Here is a 19,487-nt window from a genome sequence, read left to right on the forward strand (position 1 = left end):
CGGGTCCGGCAAGCCTTACCGGACCACGCACGCGTTCACCGGACCGGCGAGCGTTACCGACACAGGCGTGCGCCTCAGGACCGGCAAGCGATATCGCAACAGGCACGTGTTACCGCGGCGGAGCGGGTCGCCACGGCCCGCGCCCCCGCTTCGCCTCTCCCGCGGCCCGGCCGGCGGCCTGCTTGCGCTTCCAGTCCTGGCGGACGTCGGCACGCATGCGGGCGTCGGACTTGGCGACGATCCACCGGTTCTCCCGGACGAGCTTGTGGTAGCTCTCCAACCGTCGCGTCGGCAGCTGCCCGTCCTCGACGGCCGCCCGCACCGCGCACCCCGGCTCCGACTCGTGCGCGCAGTCGTGGAACCGGCAGTCCCGGGCGAACTCCTCGATCTCCGCGAAGACCTGTCCGACCCCGGTGCCGGCGTCCCAGAGGCCGACGCCGCGCAGTCCGGGCGTGTCGATGAGGACGCCCCCGCCGGGCAGTGGCAGCAGGTTGCGGGTGGTGGTGGTGTGCCGTCCCTTGCCGTCCATGTCGCGGGTCGCCTGGACGCCCATCACGTCCTCGCCGACGAGCGCGTTCGCGAGCGTCGACTTGCCCGCGCCGGACGCTCCGAGGAGCACGGAGGTACCCCGCCCGAGGAGCGCGGCGAGTTCCTCGACGCCGTCGCCGTCGCGCGCGCAGACGGTGAGCACGGGCACGCCGGGCGCACTCGCCTCGACGTCCTCGACGAGGTACGACAGCGCGACCGGGTCGGGCACCAGGTCGGCCTTGGTGAGCACGACGACGGGCTGGGCGCCGGACTCCCAGGCCAGCGCCAGGAACCGCTCGATGCGGCCGAGGTCGAGTTCGACGGCCAGGGACATCGCGACGACGGCGTGGTCGACGTTGGCGGCGAGGATCTGTCCCTCGGACCGCTTGGAGGAGGTGGAACGCACGAAGGCCGTACGGCGCGTCAGAAGTGTCCGCACGTATCGCGGATCGGCGTCCTCGGGGTCGACGGCGACCCAGTCGCCCGTGCACACGACCTTCAGCGGGTCACGGGGAACGACGAACTCGGTGTCGGCGCGCACGATGCCCGCCGCGGTGACGACATCGCACAGCCCACGGTCGACCCGCACCACGCGGCCGGGCAGCAGTCCCCGCTCGGCGTGAGGGGCGAACTCGGCTTCCCGGTCGGCGTCCCAGCCGTACGCGGCGAGAGGCAGCGGCGAAGCCGAAGAGGAGGTGGAGGTGGAGAAGAAATGCAAGGGGGACCCTTCACAGGGGCGGCCCCGGCAGCGCTCGCGTACGCGAGGCGGAAGAAGTGGTCAGCCGGAGACCGCGGAGGTGGAGTGAACGAACGTCTGGTCGCTGCGAACAGCACCCTTCTCGGCGACAGTCATCGGTCACACCTCCCGTTCCTCAGGTTCCTCACACGACTGACAGCGCGGCCGTCGGCCCCGCTCAAAGCTCACTCAGGATAGGGGCGCAGGAAGCCGGTTGCCACCCATTTACGGCCCACTCGCCGACGTCGTACGCGCGCGTGGCCGACGCGGCTGCGCCCGTCCGGGGTCACCCCTTCCCGCTCGACGCGAGACCCTGGCCCCCGGTCCGTGGGCGCGCGGAGCGAGGGCTGGAACCCCGCCCTCGCTCCGTCCCGCGCCCCGCTCCCGTCGGCGCCCGGTTCAGCCGTCGCGCGTCAAGAGCTCGTGCACGTCTGTCCGTTGACGGTGAACGCGTACGGTGCGCTGTTCTTGTTCTGCCAGGAGGCGAGGAAACCGAAGGTGAGCGTGCCGTTCGCGGAGACGGACCTGTTGTAGTCGGCGGCGGTCGCGGTGACCCGTGAGCCGTTCTGGGCGAGGCTCGCGTCCCACATCTGGTCGACCTTCTGGCCGTCGCGGAAGGACCAGGCCACACGCCAGCCGTCGAGCGTCACGGCGGTGGTGACGGTGACGGTGGCCTGGAAGCCGTCGGGCCACTGGTTGACGAGGTCGTACGTGACCTCGCAGGCCGCCGCCTCCTCGCTTCCGCCGGCACCGGCACCGGCGGTGGCCGAGGAGGTGCCCTGGGGCTCGGGGTCGGGCTTACCGGCATCGTCGCCGCCGGTCGCCGAGGGCGTACCGCTCGCGGACGCCGCCGGGCGGGACGAGGACGGCGCGGCAGAGGCGGCGGGATCCGCGGACGGCAGGACGGAGCCGGGGCCGGCCACCGGGGTGCTGTCCGCGGGGTTGCCCTGGGCGACGTTCTCGCCGCCGCTGCCGCCGCCGGTGTCGCCGGGTATCATCGACACGGCGAGTGCCACCACGGAGACCAGGGCAGCGGCGGCGAGCATGCCGCCCCGCAGCATGCGCGCCCTGCTCGCGGCGATCTGTTCCGCCGCGCCCTCGGCGTCCGGCCCGTCCGGGCGGCCGGGGCCGAGGCGCACCTCGGCGGCCCGGCGCCGGCGCTCCAGGTAGGCGAGGCCGCCCCAGCCGATGACGCCCTGGGCGAGGGCGGCGGGCAGGCCGCCCCCGTGCAGCCGCAGACAGGCGGCGGCCTCCGCGCACTCCACGCAGGTGGCGAGGTGGCGGGAGAGATCGGGGGGCGTGTCCGCGGCGGGCGAGCGGGTGACGGCGTCCAGGAGCCGGACGTAGCTGCGGCACTGCGCGTCCATCGGCGTGTCGAGATGGTTGCGGTGGCAGCGGTCCCGGAACAGTCCGCGGACCTGGTTCAGCTCCTCCACCGCGGCGGTCGGGTCGAGGCCCTGCCTGCGGACCACGGCCTGCAGCGGCAGCGCCTCGACCTCCGCCAGCCACAGCAGAGCGGCGTCCGGTTCCTGCATGTCACGCAGTCCGCGCAGGGCGATGGGGCGGCTCAGGGGCGGTCCGACATACCGTGCGGCCTTGTCGGAGTTGAGCCACAGGCGCAGATCGGGGTCCAGTTTGTGGCCCTGTCCCCGGGCCTCCCAGGCGGCGGCCGTGGTGCGTACGGCGGTCAGCAGCAGTGGGATCCGGGGCAGCCGGGACGAGCGGCGGCCGGCACCTCGTGCGGTACCGTCCTCGGCGGCGCGGGCCTCGCGTATGCCGAGTGCGAACGCCTCACGGGCCAGCTGGTTCGCCGCGGTCGAGCCGGACGTACACAGATCGGCGTACGACAGGACGGCGTCCCAGCACTCGGAGAACAGCGCGGCCTCGGCGGCGTCCTTCGGGGTCGGCAGGTCGGGCATGAGTCTCCTGCATCCACAAGCGAGGTCAACTCACCATGACGGCAATGGAGTTGGGGGGAACCTCGCGGCAGGGGCAGAGCTTTTCACGTTTCCAACACAACTGACAAGCGCCCTGTTCAGATGTCATGTCAGGACAGCAGCACAGACAGCTGAACGGAACGCCGAGAAGACGGCCGCGCCCGGTACTCCGGCCTCCAGTACGGACGCGGAGCACCCTGTGTTCACTGCCGGCGCCAAGTTGCGACACCGTTTTCGCGAACTTTTCCGCGGATTGCTCCGCGGGCTGCTGCGCGGGCGCCCTTCGCGGACCGTGGTGACCGTTGCGCGGACTATACGGTCGCCGAGTCCTCCGCCGGAAGGCTGTCCATGAAGGAACTGACGGAGAACACCGCGCGGCCGGGTCCGGGCAGTCCGTAGCCGGGAGGCGAGGAGAGACCGAACTCGTCCATGGTGGCGCGATAGGCCTCCAGCAGCCGGATGTGGTACTCCAGCGGCGCACCCTGCGGGTTGGCCTTGCCCAGCGGGGTGGTGGGCTCCGGGCACCAGGTGGTGAAGCGCGGCGTGATGCCCTGCGACATGAAGAAACGCAGGCCCTCCGTGGTGGAGGCGATGGCCTCGTCCACGGTGGTGAAACCGAACGGCTCGGCCATCTCCACCCCCGCGACGAAGTTGGGGATCACGTTGCGCGCGCCGAAGATCTCCGCCGAGTCCAGGATCCGCTTGTGCCACTCGTCGCGGCCGACGTAGCGCTCCTTGCCCGGGCAGTACAGCTCGAACAGCCGGCGGTCCCACACCTCGTAGTTGGGGTGGTAGATCTGCACCCCGTAGTCCTTGAAGCGCTGCACGTCGTCGCGGGGCAGCGCCTGGGCGACGACCTTGCCGATCCAGCGGCCCGGGAAGCGCTCCTCGATGGCCTTGGCGTAGTGACCGTAGAAGTCGGCCTCGTCCCGGCCGGCGACGGTCTTGGTGATCGCGCCACCGGTGAGGGTGTAGGCGGTGGACGCCTTCTGGGTGTCGTACCGGTCGATGATCTCCAGGGCTTCGAGGACCTCCTCGACGTCCTTCACGCCCGTGTAGGGCCGGCCGGCCGCCTTGTGCTGGCGCCAGTTGTGGTTGATGTCGCAGTACTGGCACTCCTCCTTGGCGCCGAAGTACTGACACACCCGGAAAACGGTCAGATAGATCAGGTAACCCCACTGGATGGTCGGGGCGACCTCCATGACGGACTTCCCGTTGGAGAGCTTGTGCCGGTAGTACTCCGGCATCGGCGGCACGCCGACGTCGGCGATGCGCTTTCCGTCGAGGTAGAGCCCGAGCAGACCTTCGTCGTCCGCCGCGACACGGTACGGGGAGGACGGATTCACCCGGACCGAGACGACCGTCCGCCGCAGGTCGTAGGGGCCTCCCGTGAGGATGATCTCCTCCGGCGGGCGCCGCAGCGCGGCCTCGCCCAGCTCGGGCAGGGTGCCGTGGTCGAAGGAGAAGATGAAGTAGGACTTCGGTTTGACCTCGCCCGACTCGTTGTCACTGAGGGCGGAGGGGTCGAAGGCCACGCCTCCGCGCAGCAGGTCCTCCTTGAAGACGGCCTCCCGCGGAACATGCGGAAACCGCTCCATCAGATCCTCGACCAGCGCGGTACGGCTGTCCATCCGTCTCTCCTCCCGGCTCAGGCGTACGACTCCTCACGGTATGCCCCCGGCCGCGCGGAGGTGGGGGCGGGGGCCTCGTGTTGCGGGCAAGGTAGGTTCCACCTGGGAATTCCGGGTTCTCGATCTCCTCGGGAGGGGCGAGCAGTCGCATGACAGAAACCGTTACCAACTGGGCCGGCAACATCACCTTCGCCGCCGGCGAACTGCACCGTCCGCGCTCTCTCGACGCGCTCCGCTCGCTGGTGGCGGGGAGCGGGCGGGTGCGGGTGCTGGGCAGCGGGCACTCGTTCAACGAGATCGCCGAGCCAGGCGTCGACGGGGTGCTGCTGTCGCTGGGCGCGCTGGCCGGTGAGGTCGACGTCGACACGGCGGCCCGGACCGTGCGGGTCGCGGGCGGGGTCCGGTACGCCGAGCTGGCGCGCCGCGTGCACGAGCGCGGGCTCGCGCTCGCGAACATGGCCTCCCTGCCGCACATCTCGGTCGCCGGGTCGGTGGCCACCGGCACCCACGGGTCGGGGGTCGGCAACGGCTCGCTCGCCTCGGCCGTGCGGGAGGTGGAGATCGTCACCGCCGACGGCTCGACCGTCGTCATCGGACGCGGCGACCGGCGGTTCGGTGGGGCCGTCACCTCGCTGGGCGCTCTCGGGGTGGTCACCGCGCTCGTCCTCGATCTGCAGCCGGGCTTCGAGGTCGAGCAGCACACGTTCACCGAACTGCCCTTGGATGGGCTGGACTTCGAGACCGTCGCGGGGGCCGCGTACAGCGTCAGCCTGTTCACCGACTGGGGCGCGCCCGGTTTCCGGCAGGTGTGGCTGAAACGGCGCACGGACGAGCCCCTCGCCGACTTCCCGTGGGCCACACCGGCCGTGGAGGCGCTGCATCCGGTACCGGGGATGCCGGCGGTCAACTGCACCGAGCAGTTCGGCGTGCCGGGGCCGTGGCACGAGCGGTTGCCGCACTTCCGGGCGGAGTTCACCCCGAGCAGCGGTAACGAGCTGCAGAGCGAGTACCTGCTGGCGCGCCGGCATGCCACCGAGGCGCTGTATGCGATCGACGGTATCCGGCAGACGGTCGCCCCCGTGCTCCAGGTGTGCGAGGTGCGCACGGTGGCCGCCGACGATCAGTGGCTGAGCCCTTCCTACGGACGGGACACCGTGGCACTGCACTTCACCTGGGTCGAGGACACGGCCGCCGTGCTCCCGGTGGTGCGGGCGGTGGAAGCCGCGCTGGAGCCCTTCGAGCCGCGGCCGCACTGGGGCAAGGTGTTCGAGATGCCGGCCGATGTGGTGCGCGGACGGTATCCCCGGATCGACGACTTCACCGCCCTCGCACGGGTGCTGGATCCGGCCGGGAAGTTCACCAACGCCTTCGTGCGGGACGTCCTGGCAGGCTGAGCACACGACTCCGGGCGACTTTATAAAGCCCCTTTCCTAACCCCTTGTCGAACGGTTCGGCAGCCCATAGCCTGGCGCGGCGCCGGTGCCGTCGCAGTGCGGGCCCGCCCGCCACGGAAAGGCACGGAAGGGATGAGGGGGCACGCTGCATGAAGCGCGGCACATCACGGGACATCCGCACCGCGAACCGCTACGAGGTGCTGCGTCAGATCATCGCCGCCTCACCCACCTCCCGGCAGGAGCTCGCGGCCGCCACCGGTCTCTCGCTCGCCACCGTCGCCACCCTCGTCGGCGAGCTCCTCGACCTCCGCATGATCACCGAGGTCGGGTTCGAGGACTCGGCGGGTGGCCGCCCGCGGGGCCTCGTGGCCGTCAACGCGTCGGGGGGCGCGTTGATCGGCGTGGACATCGCGGAGACCTACGTCCATGTCGAGCTCTTCGACCTCGCGCTGAACGTGCTGGCCCGCGCCGAGGAGAACATGCGGCCCGGCGAGAGCCGGCCCGAGCAGGTGGTCGGCCATGTCGCCGCGGCCGCCGCTTCGGTGGTCGCGCAGGCCGGGGTCGAGGCCGCCCGGGTGCTCGGCGTCGGGGTGAGCGTGCCGGGGCAGGTGGACCGGGCCACCGGCATCTCCGAGTACGCGCCCAACTGGGACTGGCACGATGTGCCGTTGCTCGACCTGCTCTCCGAACACATCGCGTATCCCCTGTACTTGGACAACCCGCTGCGCGCGGGCGCGGTCGCCGAGCTGTGGTTCGGGGCGGCACGCGGTCATGGGGACGCAGTGGTGGTCAACCTGGGCACCGGCGTCGGGGCAGGTCTCGTCCTCGGCGGCGGGCTGCACCGGGGCGTCAGCAACAGCGCCGGCGAGTGGGGGCACACCACGCTCGTGCTCGACGGTCGGCTGTGCCGCTGCGGCAACCACGGCTGCGTGGAGACGTACGTCGGCGCGCCCGGCATCATGCAGAACCTGCGTGAACTCAGCCCGCGGAGCCCGCTGTTGCATCCCGACGACCAGACCGCCACCATCGATGCCCTGGCCGCCGGGGTCGCCGCGGGCGACCCGGTCGCCGTCAAGGTCGTCCGCGACACCGCCCGCTACCTCGGCGCGGGTATCGCCAACCTGGTCAACGTGCTCAACCCCGAGGTGGTCGTCCTGAGCAGCTGGGTCGCCGCCCGGCTCGGCGAACCCCTCCTCGACGAGGTGCGGGAGGCAGTCGCCCGGCACGCACTGAAGCGGCCGATGGCCGCCAGCCGGATCGTCCTCTCCCCCATCCCCACCGACCCCGCCTGTCTGGGCGCGGCGACGTTCGCGCTCGAAGGGGCATTGCAGTCGGTGGGCCAGAGAAACGCCAAGCGCACCGTTTTCGCAGGTGCGAGGAGCCGTACCGCACCACCCGCATGATCCATGCGAAACCGCACCGCCTTCACGACGACGGAAGGGATGCAGTGTTACGCGCACCGACCACGGCGTACGCCCTCTGCCCGAGGAGACTCCCAGAAACCCGGCGATTCGCTTGCCGTGCCGGAGCACTTGCCGGAAAGCGTTCTCGCAATCCGCTGCCCGCCGACGCGGCCTGCGGCGCCTGCAGCCCCGCGCGGGCGGCAGCGAGCAGCAGTCCTGTCGTGCGACACGAAGAAGGCACCCAGGGACGCCACCGCACGGACACCGGCCGCCGATCGGTGTCCGAAGCGACCGTCACGCCCGCCGGTGACGGCCTCCCGCGCCGGCTGCCGAGCGCCGCCGGACAGCGCGCCGGCCGGACGAACGGCGAGTGCCCCGCCGTCGGCGACAGGACGGTCGTCGACGGCTCGAAAGTGATCCCGCACGCCCGCTCCCGCGAGGCCGGCAAGGCCCTGACCGGGCGACAGCCGCCGGAAGCACCCCACTGACCGAGGGCCGCCGGCCCTGACACCGGCGGCCCTCAACCTCCTCGCCCTGCGCCCGCGTTACCCCGGCGGCAGCCAGGTCACACCCTTTGCCGCGACCCCTCTCGTTCGCCATTCCGAACCGATCACAACGCTTCGAACAGACTTCGTCCAACCCCTTGCCGAAGGCTTAGCCGAAGGTTAACGTCCCGCTCCGCGACAGGAATTGAGCCACCTGCGCCGAGCCACAGAGCCGTAGCCGCACTTCGAGACAAGGACGTCGCCATGTCGGCACTGAGCAACAGCAACTGGTCCCGCAGGTCCCTCTTCCGAGCGGCCGCGGGCATGGCCGCCGCCGGCACGCTCGCCGCCTGCGGCGGCAACAACGGCCGCGGTGGCGGCTCCGGTTCGGGGGTCGGCCTCACGCAGTACTTCCACGCGTACGGCGAGCAGGGCACCGAGCAGGCGATCAGGAAGTACGCGAAGGCCTACGACAAGGCCGACGTGACCACGCAGTGGATCACCAGTGCCGACTTCGAGAGCAAGCTCTTCGCGACCCTGCTCACCAAGAACGCGCCCGACCTCTTCGAGTTCCACCCGCAGATCCAGCTGATCAAGAGCGGTCAGGTGGCGGACCTGACCGACATCGTCACGCCGGTCAAGGACGACTTCAACCCGGCCGACATCAAGTCGCACACGGTGGACGGCAAGATCTACGGCGTCCGGATGATCGACGACCCGCAGTTCTTCTTCTACCGCAAGTCGATGCTGGAGAAGGCCAAGGTCGAGGTGCCGACCACACTCGACGAGCTGGCGGAGGCCGCCGCCAAGCTCACCACCGGCAAGGTCAAGGGCCTGTACATGGGCAACGACCTGCACAACGTCATCGACACGATGATCTGGTCGGCCGGCGCCGACCACCTCACCGACAAGAACGAGATCGCCTACCACACCCCCGGCGTCATCGAGGGGCTGAAGAAGATGCGCAAGCTGTTCACCAGCGGCGACCTCCTCCTCGGCGCGCCGACCGAGTCCTGGGACCCCTCCTCGCTCAACCAGGGCCTGTGCGCCATCCAGTTCTGCGGAATGTGGGCGATGCCGGGGATCCAGGCCGCGCTCGGTGACGACTGGGGTGTCTTCCCCTTCCCGAAGACCATCGACTCGGGCAAGCAGTCGGTCTACAACGGCGGCTGGTCGATGTTCGTCAACGCCAAGGGCGAGAACGTCGAAGCGGCCAAGGAGTACGTCAAGTGGCTGTGGATCGACCAGAAGAAGTACCAGGAGGAATGGGCCACCGACTTCGGCTTCCACATTCCGCCGCGCACCTCGCTCGCGCAGACCGCCACCAAGCTCAAGTCGGGCAACGCCGCCGAAGGCGTCCGGCTCTTCAACGAGTTCGGGCACTTCGACAACATCGGCTGGACGCAGGCCATGCGTACCTCGCTCGAGGACGTCTTCGCCAACAGCGTCCGTAAGGACATGGACCCGGAGGCCGCGCTCGACAAGGCCGACACGGCCGTCAACCGCGAACTCAAGAAGCTGTTCGGATAGGCCGCGGGACGGAACACGACATGTCGACGACCAAGACGCGCGACCTCGCGCGCCCCGCCGCGGCCAAGGCCTCACCGGCCAAGCCGCGGCGGGCCCTGCGGGGCAGCCCCACCTTCAACTTCTGGCTCTTCACAGGGCCGTTCCTCATCGGCCTGGCGATCTTCGTCTACGCGCCGATCCTGTGGAGCCTCTGGCTCAGCTTCTTCGAGGCCCGCTTCACGGTCACGCCCGACAAGTTCGTCGGCTTCGAGAACTACACGTACATGCTGACGAACGACGACTTCGTCGGCTCGCTCGGCACCTTCACCGTCTTCGCCGCGTTCATCGTGCCCACCACCTGGGCGCTGTCGCTGGGCCTGGCCCTGCTCGTGAACCGGCTGCGCTTCATGCGGGCGTTCTTCCGTTCGGTCTTCTTCCTGCCGACCGCGTGCAGTTACGTGGCCGCCTCGCTGATCTGGAAGATGTCCATCTTCAGCGGCGTCCGCTTCGGCATGATGAACACGGTCCTCGGCTGGTTCGGGATCGATAACATCGCCTGGCTGGCCGACCCCAGCCCGCCCTGGTACTGGTTCGTCATCGTCACCGCACGGCTGTGGCTCCAGTCCGGTTTCTACATGATCCTTTTCCTGGCCGCGCTCCAGAACATCCCGGGCGAGCTGTACGAAGCGGCCGCCATCGACGGCGCGAAGCCGGGCTGGCAGACCTTCCGGTACATCACCCTGCCCCAGCTGCGTGCCACGTCCACCGCGGTGATCCTGCTGCTGCTCATCGCCGCTTACCAGGCCTTCGACGAGTTCTACAACCTGTTGTCGAAGACCACGTGGGGTCGTCCGCCCCTCGTCGAGCTGTACTACAAGGCCCTGGGCGAGAGCCAGGACTACGGTTCCGGCAGCGCGGGCGCGGTCATTCTGACCGTGCTGATCTGCGCCGTGACCCTGCTCCAGGGCAAGTTCCTGGGCTTCGGCAGGGGGGAGGAGTCCAAGTGACCACCACGACAACCGAAGTCCGGGAATCCGCGCCGTCGTCGGACCAGCCCCGCCGCGGCGGTCGCGGCGGAGTGATGAGCTCCACCGGCCTCTACGTCGCCACCGGGATCGCCGGCTTCTTCTTCCTGATCCCGTTCTACCTGCTGATCCGCAACGCCCTCTCCACCGACGCCGACATCACCGGAGAGAACTGGAAGTTCTTCCCCACGGACATCCAGTGGGGCAACATCGGCGAACTGTTCACCGACGACACGGTGCCGTTCGGCCAGTCCCTGTGGAACTCCGCGGTCGTGGCCACCCTGCACACCGTCGGTGTGCTGCTGGTCTGCTCCCTCGCGGGCTACGGTCTCGCCCGCATCCCCTACCGGCACGCCAACAAGGTCTTCTACGCCGTTCTGGGCACCCTGATGGTCCCGACGGCGGTCACCTTCGTACCCAGCTTCGTCCTGGTGTCGTCGCTCGGCTGGGTGGACACCTACCGGGGGCTCATCATCCCGGGCCTGTTCAGCGGTTTCACCTGTTTCCTGTTCCGACAGTACTTCCTGGGGTTCCCCAAGGAGCTGGAGGAGGCGGCGCGGGTGGACGGACTGGGCTACTGGGGTGCGTACTGGCGCATCGTGGTGCCCAACTCGCTGAACTTCTTCGCGGCGATGGCGACCATCACCTTCATCAACGGCTGGAACTCCTTCCTGTGGCCGCTGGTCATCGGACAGGACCCGGGTTCGTGGACCGTCCAGGTCGCTCTCTCCAACTACATGACCAACCAGACCGTCGTCTTCCATCTGATCTTCATGGCCACCGCCTTCTCCATCCTGCCCCTGGTGTTCGTGTTCCTCTTCCTCCAGCGCTGGCTGGTCCAGGGGATCGCGCAGACCGGCATCAAGGGCTGACCCAGGAGACCGATGTCCTCGCGCGCCTCGGCCGTCGACCACGTCGAAAGCGTCTCGCCGGGCAGCGGGGCCCTTCCGACACGGTCTGGGTCGATCTCGACCACGGCCGGTACGGCATCGGCTCCCGGTCGTGCGGCCCCGGCCCGCTCCAGCAGTACTTCCTGAACGCCGAACCCGTCGGGTTTCCCGCGTGTTCCCGGAGATCGATTGATCGATTGACCATTTGATCGACATTCCGACACGGTGATGACGTCTCCCGCGGCCGGCCGGCTCCCCCAGCCGGCCGGCCGCGCTTCACTGGAGGTTGAACAAGTGATCGGCAGCATCGAAGTACGCGATCTCTCCCGCACCTTCCACACCACCGTCCGCCGACCCGGTCTGGCCGGCGGGCTGCGCTCCCTGGTCAACCCGGAGCGGGTCGCCAAACACGCGGTCTGCGACATCACCTTCGACGTGGCCGCCGGCGAACTCCTCGCTCTGCTCGGCCCGAACGGCGCCGGCAAGTCCACCACCATCAAGATGCTCACCGGCATCCTCACTCCGACCTCCGGCGGGGCACGCGTCGCCGGCGTGGTGCCGTACCGGGAACGGGAGCGCAACGCCCGCAACATCGGTGCCGTGTTCGGGCAGCGCACACAGCTGTGGTGGGACCTGCCGGTGCGCGAGTCGTTCGCGATCCTGCGGGACATCTACGAGGTACCGAAGGCCGAACACGCGCTCCGTCTGCGGGAGTTCGACACCCTGCTCGACCTGTCCTCCTTCTGGGACACCCGTGTGCGCCACCTCTCCCTCGGCCAACGCGTGCGCTGCGACCTCGCGGCGGCACTGCTGCACGACCCACCCGTCGTCTTCCTCGACGAGCCGACGATCGGGATGGACGTGGTGGTGAAGGAACAGGTCCGCGAGTTCCTCCGTCATCAGGTCGAACAGCGCGGCCGGACGGTCCTGTTGACCACGCACGACATGACGGAGGTCGAGCGGCTCGCCGAACGCGTGGTGCTGATCAACCACGGACGGCTGGTTCTGGACGGCACCCTCGACGAGATCCGACGCACGTTCGGCTCGACCTGGCAAGTGCGGGCCACCCTCGCCGATCCGCACGCCGAGGTCGTGACCCTGCCCGGAATCGCGGTGCTGCGACACGACGGCTCCCGCGTGGTGTTCGGACCGGACGGACCCGGCGCACCGACGGTGCACCAGGCGCTCAAGTCGGTCATCGAACGGTACGAGGTCATCGACATCGCCCTCGACGAGGCCGAGTTGGAGGACGTCATGCGGGCCGCGTACGTACAGGCCGGGGACGCGTGATGGCGGTCCTGAACGCCTGGCGCACCGCCCGGGTGACCCCGCTCGGCGAGTTGCACACCCCACCGCGGATGACGGCCGCCCTGCTGCGACTGGCCGTCCAGGGGGTACTGGTGGCCTCGCTGTGGCACGGGCTGTACGCCCGTACGGGAACCACCGCGGGACTGACCCGCGACCAGGCGGTCACCTACGCCGTGCTGGCCGTACTGGCCTCCCGGCTGAGGGAGTTGGACCAGTACGCGGCCCGGGACACCGTGATCCAGCACATGCACTTCGGCACCATCGTCTACTGGTACCTGCGCCCGTTGTCACCCCAGCGCTACTACGCCCTGCGGGCAATGGGGGAACAACTGTACGGTCCGGCCTGGGCGTTGACCGGCTATGCGGTCTGCCTCGCTGCCGGAGTGGTGGAGCCGCCCGGGTCGGCCGCCGTGGCGGCCGTGTTCGCACTCAGCCTCCTGCTCGGCCAGTGGATCCTGTACTACGTCATGCTGGCCATCGACCAGCTGTGCTTCTTCACCCTGCGCAACAACGCGGCGATGCTCATCCTGATCTTCGCGCAGAACCTGCTGTCCGGGGTGTACGCGCCACTGTGGTTCTTCCCCGACTGGTTCGTCACGCTGAGCGGTTTCCTGCCGTTCCAGGCCACCCTGAGCGTTCCGCTGTCGCTCTACGTCGGTCGCGTCCCGCTGTCGGACGCCGTCCCCGCGCTGCTGGTGCAGGCCGCCTGGGTGACGGTGCTGGCCCTGTTCACCCGGCTGGTGTGGCGGCTCGCCGCCCGGCGGGTCATCTCCCAAGGAGGCTGATGCCCTTGAAAGCCGTACGTCTCGCATGGCGCATCACCCGTCTCAACTTCCGCGCCCAGCTGGAATACCGTTCCGAGTTCCTGATGATGGTCGCGATCGGCGCCGTCTGGCAGGTCTCCGTCATCGTGTTCGCGACCGTGCTGCTGACCCGCTTCAGCGGGATGGGCGGCTGGGACAGTTCGGACGTGCTGCTCATCCCGGCGACCCGGATGCTCGCCCACGGTCTGTTCGTCCTCTGCCTGGGCCGCATGCACGGGATCGGTTACTACATCCAGGAAGGCCAGATCGACGTCTGCCTGGTGCGGCCCCTGCCGGTGCATCTCCAGGTCCAGCTGCGCGTGTTTCCCACCAACGCCATCGGTGATCTGACCGTCGCCGTGGGGCTGATGGTGGCCGCACTCGGCCGCAGTCACCTCGACTGGACGGCGGGCCGGATCTCCTACCTGGTGGCGGCCGTGCTCGGCGGCATGCTGCTGGAGGCCGCCCTGTTCACGGCGGTGGCCTCCGCCGCCCTGCGTTTCCCGACCGCCGACTACTGGGGCCGCTGGCTGGAGGAACTCCTCGGCACGTTCGGCAGCTACCCGCTCAACGTGCTGCCCAAGGCGGTGGGCGGCCTCCTGACGTACGGCCTGCCTCTCGCTTTCGTCGCGTACTTCCCGGCCGCCGTGCTCACCGGCCACGGCACCGCGGTCCCCCATTGGCTGGCGGCGGCCTCCCCACTACTGGGCCTGCTGGCGTACCTCGGCTCGCGGCTGCTGTGGCGGTGGAGTCTGGGGCACTACACGGGGGTGAACGGGTGACCGGCTCAGCGCCGGGTGCGGGCTGGGCCCCGCCCGGCCGGAACGACCTCGGCCCGGAGGTGTCGATCACCGAGTCGGAGATCCGCAACCGGATCCGCAACCCGTTGCCCGCACCTGAGGAGCAACGCCCGCATATTGAAGTTCCGTCGAGAAGGTGCCTGCTACACGATGGGTTCATGCACGACTCCTTCGACACACCCCACCCCCGCACGGTCGCGCCCGGCGAGTACCCGGTGTGGGACGAGGCCCTGGCCCTCGTCAACCACGACCTGAGCGCCCTTCTGCCGGACCGCGGCCCCCTGCGCCTGGTGGCGCTGCCCGCCTGGCCGGAGGAGTCGGCCGCCGACGAGCATGCGTCCGAGCACGTGTACGTCGCCCTGCCCGACGGCCGCTGGCACGGCAACGACCTGACTCCGGACTCGGGTGCCGGGCCCGGCACCGCGCTCGCGGCCGTCGCCGAGGCCGCGCAGGACACGGTGCTGGAGTGCCTGTGGCAGGTGTGGCCCGTCTGCGCCGAGCACCGGCTCGGGATGCACCCTGATCAGGAAGACGGGCAGGCGGTGTGGAGATGTGCGGGCGGAGGCGACGAGCGGGAGTCGGGACACGTACAGGCGCCGGTCGGGAAGCTGGAGGAGTCGTACGGGTCGCGGAGGGAGCGCCGCAAGGAGCGCAAAGAGAACATGCAGAACAAGCAGAACCAGAAGGGGTAAGCGTTTTCTCCTCCGCACTCACTGTTTCCTCAACAGCCCTTGTGCGTCACTCCGGACGGCCTCAATCTGAGCTTTGTTCAGCTCCTTCGCTGCTCTTCCCCCACCGGAGACACCCTCACATGAGACGACTCATCGGCACCCTGGCGGCCGGCGTCCTGGCCCTGACCGGCCTCACCGCGACCGCCGCAGCCCCCGCCCAGGCGGCCACCGCCGCCACGTCCGGCACCTTCAACGTCCTGACGTACAACGTCGCGGGCCTGCCCGAGGGCCTCAGCTCCGGCCATCCGGCAACCAACACCCCCTTGATCTCACCGCGGTTGGCCGCGTACGACATCGTCAACGTCCAAGAGGACTTCAACTACCACGCGGCGCTCTACGCGGGCGACAACCACCCGTACCGCACGGCGACCAGTGGCGGCGCGGCCATAGGCGACGGCCTCAACACGCTCTCGGACTACGCCTTCGAAGACTTCGAACGGGTGCGCTGGAACAACTGCACGGGGACCAACTGCCTTACGCCCAAGGGCTTCACGCTGGCCCGGGTCCGGTTGGCCGAGGGGGTCTTCGTCGACCTCTACAACGTGCACACCAACGCCGACGACTCGGACGACGCGCTGGCCGCCCGCCGCGCCAACATAGAGCAGCTGTCGGACTTCATCCAGGCGAACTCGTCCGGCAACGCGGTGCTCGTGATGGGCGACACCAACACGCGCTACACCCGCGCCGGCGACAACATCCGCACCCTCGCCGACGAGAACGGCCTGACGGACGCGTGGGTACAGCGGGTGAAGGGCGGCACCCGGCCCACCCAGGGTGCGGACGCGTTGCTCTGCCCGACGACCGCGCCGACCAACGACTGCGAGGTCGTGGACAAGGTCTTCTACCGGGGCAGCAAGCTCCTGAGCCTGGACGCAACCCGTTACAACAACGAGTGGGCGTCGTTCCTGGACTCCGCCGGCGGCAACCTGTCGGACCACTTCCCGCACACGGTCGACTTCTCCTACACCCTCAACTCGACGTTGCGCGCCAGCGACTTCCTCGGCGGCCCGCACGGTACCGCGTTCAACGACGCTGACGACCTGCCGGCCACCCCGGCCCCGCGCACGCTGACCCTGCGGGGCGGAGCCCGCCTCGACGCGGTGGCCCTGACCCACGACGGCGGTACGACCCTCACCCACGGCGGCACGGGCGGCACGGCGACATCGCTGACGCTGGCGACGGGCGAACACCTCACCTCGGTCAAGCTGACGCAGGGCCAGAAGGACGGCCGTACCCGGATCTTCTCGGCGGCCTTCACGACCGACAGGAGCCGCACACTGTCCTCCGGTACGGCGACGACCGCCGCCACTACCTTCACTGCGCCGTCCGGCTGGCAGATCGTCGGGTTCACGGGCCGCGGGGGCGACGAGGTGGACAAGCTGGGCGTGCTGTACGCGCCGATCAACTGATCCGTGTCCGTAACCGCTTCCGTATCGGCATCCGCGTCCGTATCCGCGGTGGCGTTCGCCCGGACGTCCCCGCCGGGGCCCTGCGCCAGAACGTGAGCCCGGGCGCCCGGCGGGCTAGGCGGGCCCTCGTGGGGATGCCTCCGGGGAAACGGTTTCCGGGGCAGGGTCGTGCGGGGCTGCGGTGCTCGGCGCGGCGGCCACCAGGTCGTCGACGCTGCCGGACATGATCGTCCGTACCTGTTCGGTGATGTGCTCGGCGGGCCAGTCCCACCAGGCGACCGCCAGCAGCCGGGCGACGTCCGCTTCGCTGTAGCGGCTGCGGACGAGACGGGCCGGGTTGCCGCCGACGATCCCGTAGTCGGGCACGTCGGCGGTGACCACGGACCCGGCGCCGATGATCGCGCCGTGTCCGATCCGGACGCCGGGCATCACCGTCGTGCCGTAACCGAACCACACGTCGTTGCCGAACCACGGTGTCCCCGCGGTTCGGCAGACCGGTGAGCAGGTCGAAGTGCTCGGCCCAGGAACCACCCATGGTGGGGAAGGGGAAGGTGGAGGGGCCGTCCATGCGGTGGTTGGCGCCGTTCATGAGGAACCGCACTCCGGTTCCCAGCGCGCAGAACCTGCCGATGACCAGCTTCTCCGGACCGTAGTGATAGAGCACGTTGCGCGTCTCGAACGCGGTGGCGTCGTCGGGATCGTCGTAGTACGTGTATTCCCCGACTTCGATCAGCGGGGACTTCACCAGCGCCCTGAGCAGCACGACACGCGGCTGCTCGGGCATGGGGTGCAGGGCGGTGGGGTCGGCGGGCACAGGCATGCGACGCGTCCTCGCGGGGTTCGAGGCCCGGCGACTCGGGGCTGGGCGCCGAGTCTGGGTTCCGGGGCTGGGTTCTGGGGCTGGGTTCTGGGGCTGAGGAGCTGGGGCTGAGGAGCTGGGGCTGAGGGGCTGGGGCAGGGTTGTGGGGCTGGGCGCCGGGGTCCGGGTCCCGGTCTGTATGCCGATCATGTTCCCAGCGGATGCCGTTCCGTGCCCGTGGTTTCTCGGGTGGGCAGAGCAGGTGCTGAGCGGGACCGGCGGTATCGGTCCGCCGGTGCAGCTCCTGTTGCCGGGTCCGGGCCCGCTTGGCCCCGGACCCGGCAACAGGAGCTGGGCCGGGACGGGAAAGCGGTTACGGAGCGGTTCCAGGGCCTGGACCCGGTCCCCACCCGCCGTCTCCACCCGCCGTCCGTTGTCCCACCTGCGAGACCCTTAGGATCCTGCCTGATACTTCCAGGTCCGAGCGCACACAAGGCGGTCCCCATGCCACGAGTCGGCCTCACCACCGACCGCCTCGTCGAAGCCGCCGCGGAACTGGCCGACGAGGTCGGTTTCGACAACGTCAGCATTTCGGCGCTGGCCCGACGGTTCGGAGTCAAGGACGCGAGCTTGTACTCGCACGTCAGAAACCTCCGGGAACTACGGACCAGGCTCGCGCTGCTGGTCGGCGGCGAGATGATCGACCGGATCGCCGTGGCCGTCGTGGGACTGGCAGGCAAGGAGGCGCTGGTCGCCTTCGCGGGGGCGTATCGGGAGTACGCCCTCCGGCACCCGGGCCGGTACGCCGCCACCCAGATCCGGATCGACCAGGAGATCGACCGGGAACTGGTCGCCGAGTCGCCCGCTCCGCGCCGGACCGCGGAGATCACCTACGGGATGCTCCGCGCCTACGACCTCGACGAACCTGACCTCACCGACGCCGTCCGCCTGCTGCGCAGCACCTTTCACGGGTACTGCACGCTGGAGGCAGCCGGTGGCTTCGGCGCACCCCGGGACGTGCAGCGGTCGTGGGACAAGGCGATCGACGCCCTGCACATGGCCCTGGTCCACTGGCCGCGAGAGACCGACACCGGCGACGCCGGTAGCTGACACCCTCAGGCATGGCGTGCTACGTCGGCGCCGGTTTTCTGTATGTCCTCGTAGGTCGGCGTACGGCCAACTGGCCTGTGCCCCTCCCGGATCTCGTCGAGGGCGTCGAGCGCCGCACCCATCGCCCGCCGGTACAGGAACGAGCCGAGGCTGATACGGCTCACCCCCAGATCGCCGAGTTGGGGGACCGTGGGGCCGGTCGGCGAGTAGAGGATGTTGAGGGGGACGTCCAGTCGTGCGACGAGCGCGGCGATCTCGCCCGCCTGGGTCAGCCCCGGTACGAAGACCCCGTCCGCGCCCGCCTGTTGATAGACGTCGAGGCGGGACAGCGTTTCGGCGTCGCCGCACTCTCCGCGTTCCCCGCGTTCGCCCCGTTCGCCGAGCCAGTACGTGTCCGTACGGGCGTTGACGAAGAGGCCGGGCGCGGCAGCCTTGACCGCGGCGATCTTCGCCGCGTGCCGGTCGACGGGTCCCAGGGCATCCTCCAGATTGATGCCGACCGCGCCCACCGCCTCCAGCTGACGGGCGAACTCGCCCACCTCGTCGGGATCTTCGCTGAAACCGCTTTCCGCGTCGACCGAGAGGAGAAACGGTTGTGAACCCAGAATCAGCGCAAGCCGCAGGGTCTCGTCGCGAGTAGCCGACGCGCCGTCCGGCAGCCCCACGGCAGCCGCCACCGCGAGGCTCGTCGTGCCGATCGCCCGGAATCCCTTTCGCGCCATGGCCATCGCGGTGGCATGGTCCCAGGCGTTGGGCAGGAGCAGCGGGGTCCCGGCGTGGTGAAGGTCGGCGAAGGGGTTCGAGGTCGCCCTGAGTGCACGCATGCGGTCCACGCTAGGGGCGCGTCCATTCGGCCGCCGCCGAACTGTTCCCGCTGATCGGCTTGCGTCGGACTGCTTCCTGCGAACTTTCCCAAGGAACTGTTTCCGACGGGTTTTCCTCTTCGCCGGCCCCTGCCGGCAGCTGATGTCACATCAGGCAACGCTCAT

16 protein-coding genes and 1 pseudogene are annotated in these 19,487 nt (G+C 69.5%); 12 read left to right on the plus strand and 5 right to left on the minus strand.

Annotation, left to right across the window (positions count from 1 at the left end; translation table 11 throughout):
- Positions 1-109: 109 nt before the first annotated feature.
- The 3 genes from rsgA to OHU34_RS09875 form a co-directional block, all read right to left on the minus strand.
- Positions 110-1,246, minus strand: coding sequence for a ribosome small subunit-dependent GTPase A (gene rsgA, locus OHU34_RS09865; RefSeq protein ID WP_142266758.1), 1,137 nt, complete (start codon positions 1,244-1,246; stop codon positions 110-112).
- Between the two features lie 431 nt (positions 1,247-1,677).
- Entirely contained in the window at positions 1,678-3,183 is a 1,506-nt protein-coding gene (locus OHU34_RS09870) for a cellulose binding domain-containing protein (RefSeq protein ID WP_405765879.1), read from the minus strand.
- Between the two features lie 329 nt (positions 3,184-3,512).
- Entirely contained in the window at positions 3,513-4,832 is a 1,320-nt protein-coding gene (locus OHU34_RS09875; protein WP_020125387.1) for a radical SAM protein, read from the minus strand.
- 149 nt (positions 4,833-4,981) lie between these two features.
- Here OHU34_RS09875 and OHU34_RS09880 point away from each other — a divergent pair, with 149 nt between their 5' ends.
- The 11 genes from OHU34_RS09880 (at position 4,982) to OHU34_RS09930 (ending at position 16,589) form a co-directional block, all read left to right on the plus strand.
- Entirely contained in the window at positions 4,982-6,226 is a 1,245-nt protein-coding gene (locus tag OHU34_RS09880) for an FAD-binding protein (RefSeq protein ID WP_142266756.1), read from the plus strand.
- A 149-nt stretch (positions 6,227-6,375) separates the two neighbouring features.
- Entirely contained in the window at positions 6,376-7,629 is a 1,254-nt protein-coding gene (locus OHU34_RS09885) for an ROK family transcriptional regulator (RefSeq protein ID WP_142266755.1), read from the plus strand.
- A 221-nt stretch (positions 7,630-7,850) separates the two neighbouring features.
- Positions 7,851-8,117 (plus strand): hypothetical protein, encoded by a 267-nt coding sequence (locus tag OHU34_RS09890; RefSeq protein WP_405765881.1) that lies wholly within the window; start codon positions 7,851-7,853, stop codon positions 8,115-8,117.
- Positions 8,118-8,378: 261 nt separating this feature from the next.
- On the plus strand, positions 8,379-9,644 hold the full coding sequence (locus OHU34_RS09895; protein WP_200839845.1) for an ABC transporter substrate-binding protein: 1,266 nt from the start codon (positions 8,379-8,381) through the stop codon (positions 9,642-9,644).
- Positions 9,645-9,664: 20 nt separating this feature from the next.
- Positions 9,665-10,630: a carbohydrate ABC transporter permease gene (locus tag OHU34_RS09900; protein WP_142266753.1), complete on the plus strand. Its 966-nt coding sequence runs from the start codon at positions 9,665-9,667 to the stop codon at positions 10,628-10,630.
- Complete coding sequence (locus OHU34_RS09905; RefSeq protein WP_142266752.1) at positions 10,627-11,520, plus strand: carbohydrate ABC transporter permease; 894 nt, start codon at positions 10,627-10,629, stop codon at positions 11,518-11,520. The genes OHU34_RS09900 and OHU34_RS09905 overlap by 4 nt, the downstream gene beginning before the upstream one ends.
- A 312-nt stretch (positions 11,521-11,832) precedes the next feature.
- Positions 11,833-12,828, plus strand: coding sequence for an ATP-binding cassette domain-containing protein (locus tag OHU34_RS09910; protein ID WP_142266751.1), 996 nt, complete (start codon positions 11,833-11,835; stop codon positions 12,826-12,828).
- Positions 12,828-13,631 carry an ABC transporter permease gene (locus OHU34_RS09915; RefSeq protein WP_405765885.1) on the plus strand — a complete coding sequence of 268 codons (804 nt, stop codon included), beginning with the start codon at positions 12,828-12,830 and terminating at the stop codon, positions 13,629-13,631. Before OHU34_RS09910 ends, OHU34_RS09915 begins: the two co-directional genes overlap by 1 nt.
- A complete protein-coding gene (locus OHU34_RS09920) occupies positions 13,631-14,431 on the plus strand; it encodes an ABC transporter permease (RefSeq protein ID WP_200839844.1) in 801 nt (266 codons plus the stop codon). Before OHU34_RS09915 ends, OHU34_RS09920 begins: the two co-directional genes overlap by 1 nt.
- A 176-nt stretch (positions 14,432-14,607) precedes the next feature.
- Positions 14,608-15,141, plus strand: a complete 534-nt coding sequence (locus OHU34_RS09925; RefSeq protein ID WP_405765887.1) for a hypothetical protein — start codon at positions 14,608-14,610, stop codon at positions 15,139-15,141.
- A gap of 119 nt (positions 15,142-15,260) precedes the next feature.
- Entirely contained in the window at positions 15,261-16,589 is a 1,329-nt protein-coding gene (locus tag OHU34_RS09930; protein ID WP_142266749.1) for a jacalin-like lectin, read from the plus strand.
- A 114-nt stretch (positions 16,590-16,703) separates the two neighbouring features.
- On the opposite strand, the pseudogene OHU34_RS09935 reads toward OHU34_RS09930, so the two are convergent.
- Positions 16,704-17,409, minus strand: a pseudogene (locus OHU34_RS09935) (CatB-related O-acetyltransferase).
- A 483-nt stretch (positions 17,410-17,892) separates the two neighbouring features.
- On the opposite strand from OHU34_RS09935, the gene OHU34_RS09940 reads away from it, so the two are divergent.
- Positions 17,893-18,498: a TetR/AcrR family transcriptional regulator gene (locus tag OHU34_RS09940; protein WP_142266747.1), complete on the plus strand. Its 606-nt coding sequence runs from the start codon at positions 17,893-17,895 to the stop codon at positions 18,496-18,498.
- Between the two features lie 5 nt (positions 18,499-18,503).
- Here the strand turns inward: OHU34_RS09940 and OHU34_RS09945 are convergent, their stop codons facing one another.
- Complete coding sequence (locus tag OHU34_RS09945) at positions 18,504-19,322, minus strand: isocitrate lyase/phosphoenolpyruvate mutase family protein (RefSeq protein ID WP_230194324.1); 819 nt, start codon at positions 19,320-19,322, stop codon at positions 18,504-18,506.
- Between the last annotated feature and the right edge of the window lie 165 nt (positions 19,323-19,487).

The organism is Streptomyces sp. NBC_00080, from assembly GCF_045041255.1.
GTDB lineage: Bacteria > Actinomycetota > Actinomycetes > Streptomycetales > Streptomycetaceae > Streptomyces > Streptomyces coriariae.

Coding starts and splice junctions, on each gene's coding strand:
- OHU34_RS09920 (WP_200839844.1), top strand. CDS start 13,631: ATGCCCTTGAAAGCCGTACGTCTCGCATGGCGCATCACCCGTCTCAAC.
- OHU34_RS09915 (WP_405765885.1), top strand. CDS start 12,828: ATGGCGGTCCTGAACGCCTGGCGCACCGCCCGGGTGACCCCGCTCGGC.
- OHU34_RS09945 (WP_230194324.1), bottom strand. CDS start 19,322: ATGCGTGCACTCAGGGCGACCTCGAACCCCTTCGCCGACCTTCACCAC.
- OHU34_RS09940 (WP_142266747.1), top strand. CDS start 17,893: ATGCCACGAGTCGGCCTCACCACCGACCGCCTCGTCGAAGCCGCCGCG.
- OHU34_RS09880 (WP_142266756.1), top strand. CDS start 4,982: ATGACAGAAACCGTTACCAACTGGGCCGGCAACATCACCTTCGCCGCC.
- OHU34_RS09875 (WP_020125387.1), bottom strand. CDS start 4,832: ATGGACAGCCGTACCGCGCTGGTCGAGGATCTGATGGAGCGGTTTCCG.
- OHU34_RS09925 (WP_405765887.1), top strand. CDS start 14,608: ATGCACGACTCCTTCGACACACCCCACCCCCGCACGGTCGCGCCCGGC.
- OHU34_RS09870 (WP_405765879.1), bottom strand. CDS start 3,183: ATGCCCGACCTGCCGACCCCGAAGGACGCCGCCGAGGCCGCGCTGTTC.
- OHU34_RS09930 (WP_142266749.1), top strand. CDS start 15,261: ATGAGACGACTCATCGGCACCCTGGCGGCCGGCGTCCTGGCCCTGACC.
- OHU34_RS09895 (WP_200839845.1), top strand. CDS start 8,379: ATGTCGGCACTGAGCAACAGCAACTGGTCCCGCAGGTCCCTCTTCCGA.
- OHU34_RS09900 (WP_142266753.1), top strand. CDS start 9,665: ATGTCGACGACCAAGACGCGCGACCTCGCGCGCCCCGCCGCGGCCAAG.
- OHU34_RS09885 (WP_142266755.1), top strand. CDS start 6,376: ATGAAGCGCGGCACATCACGGGACATCCGCACCGCGAACCGCTACGAG.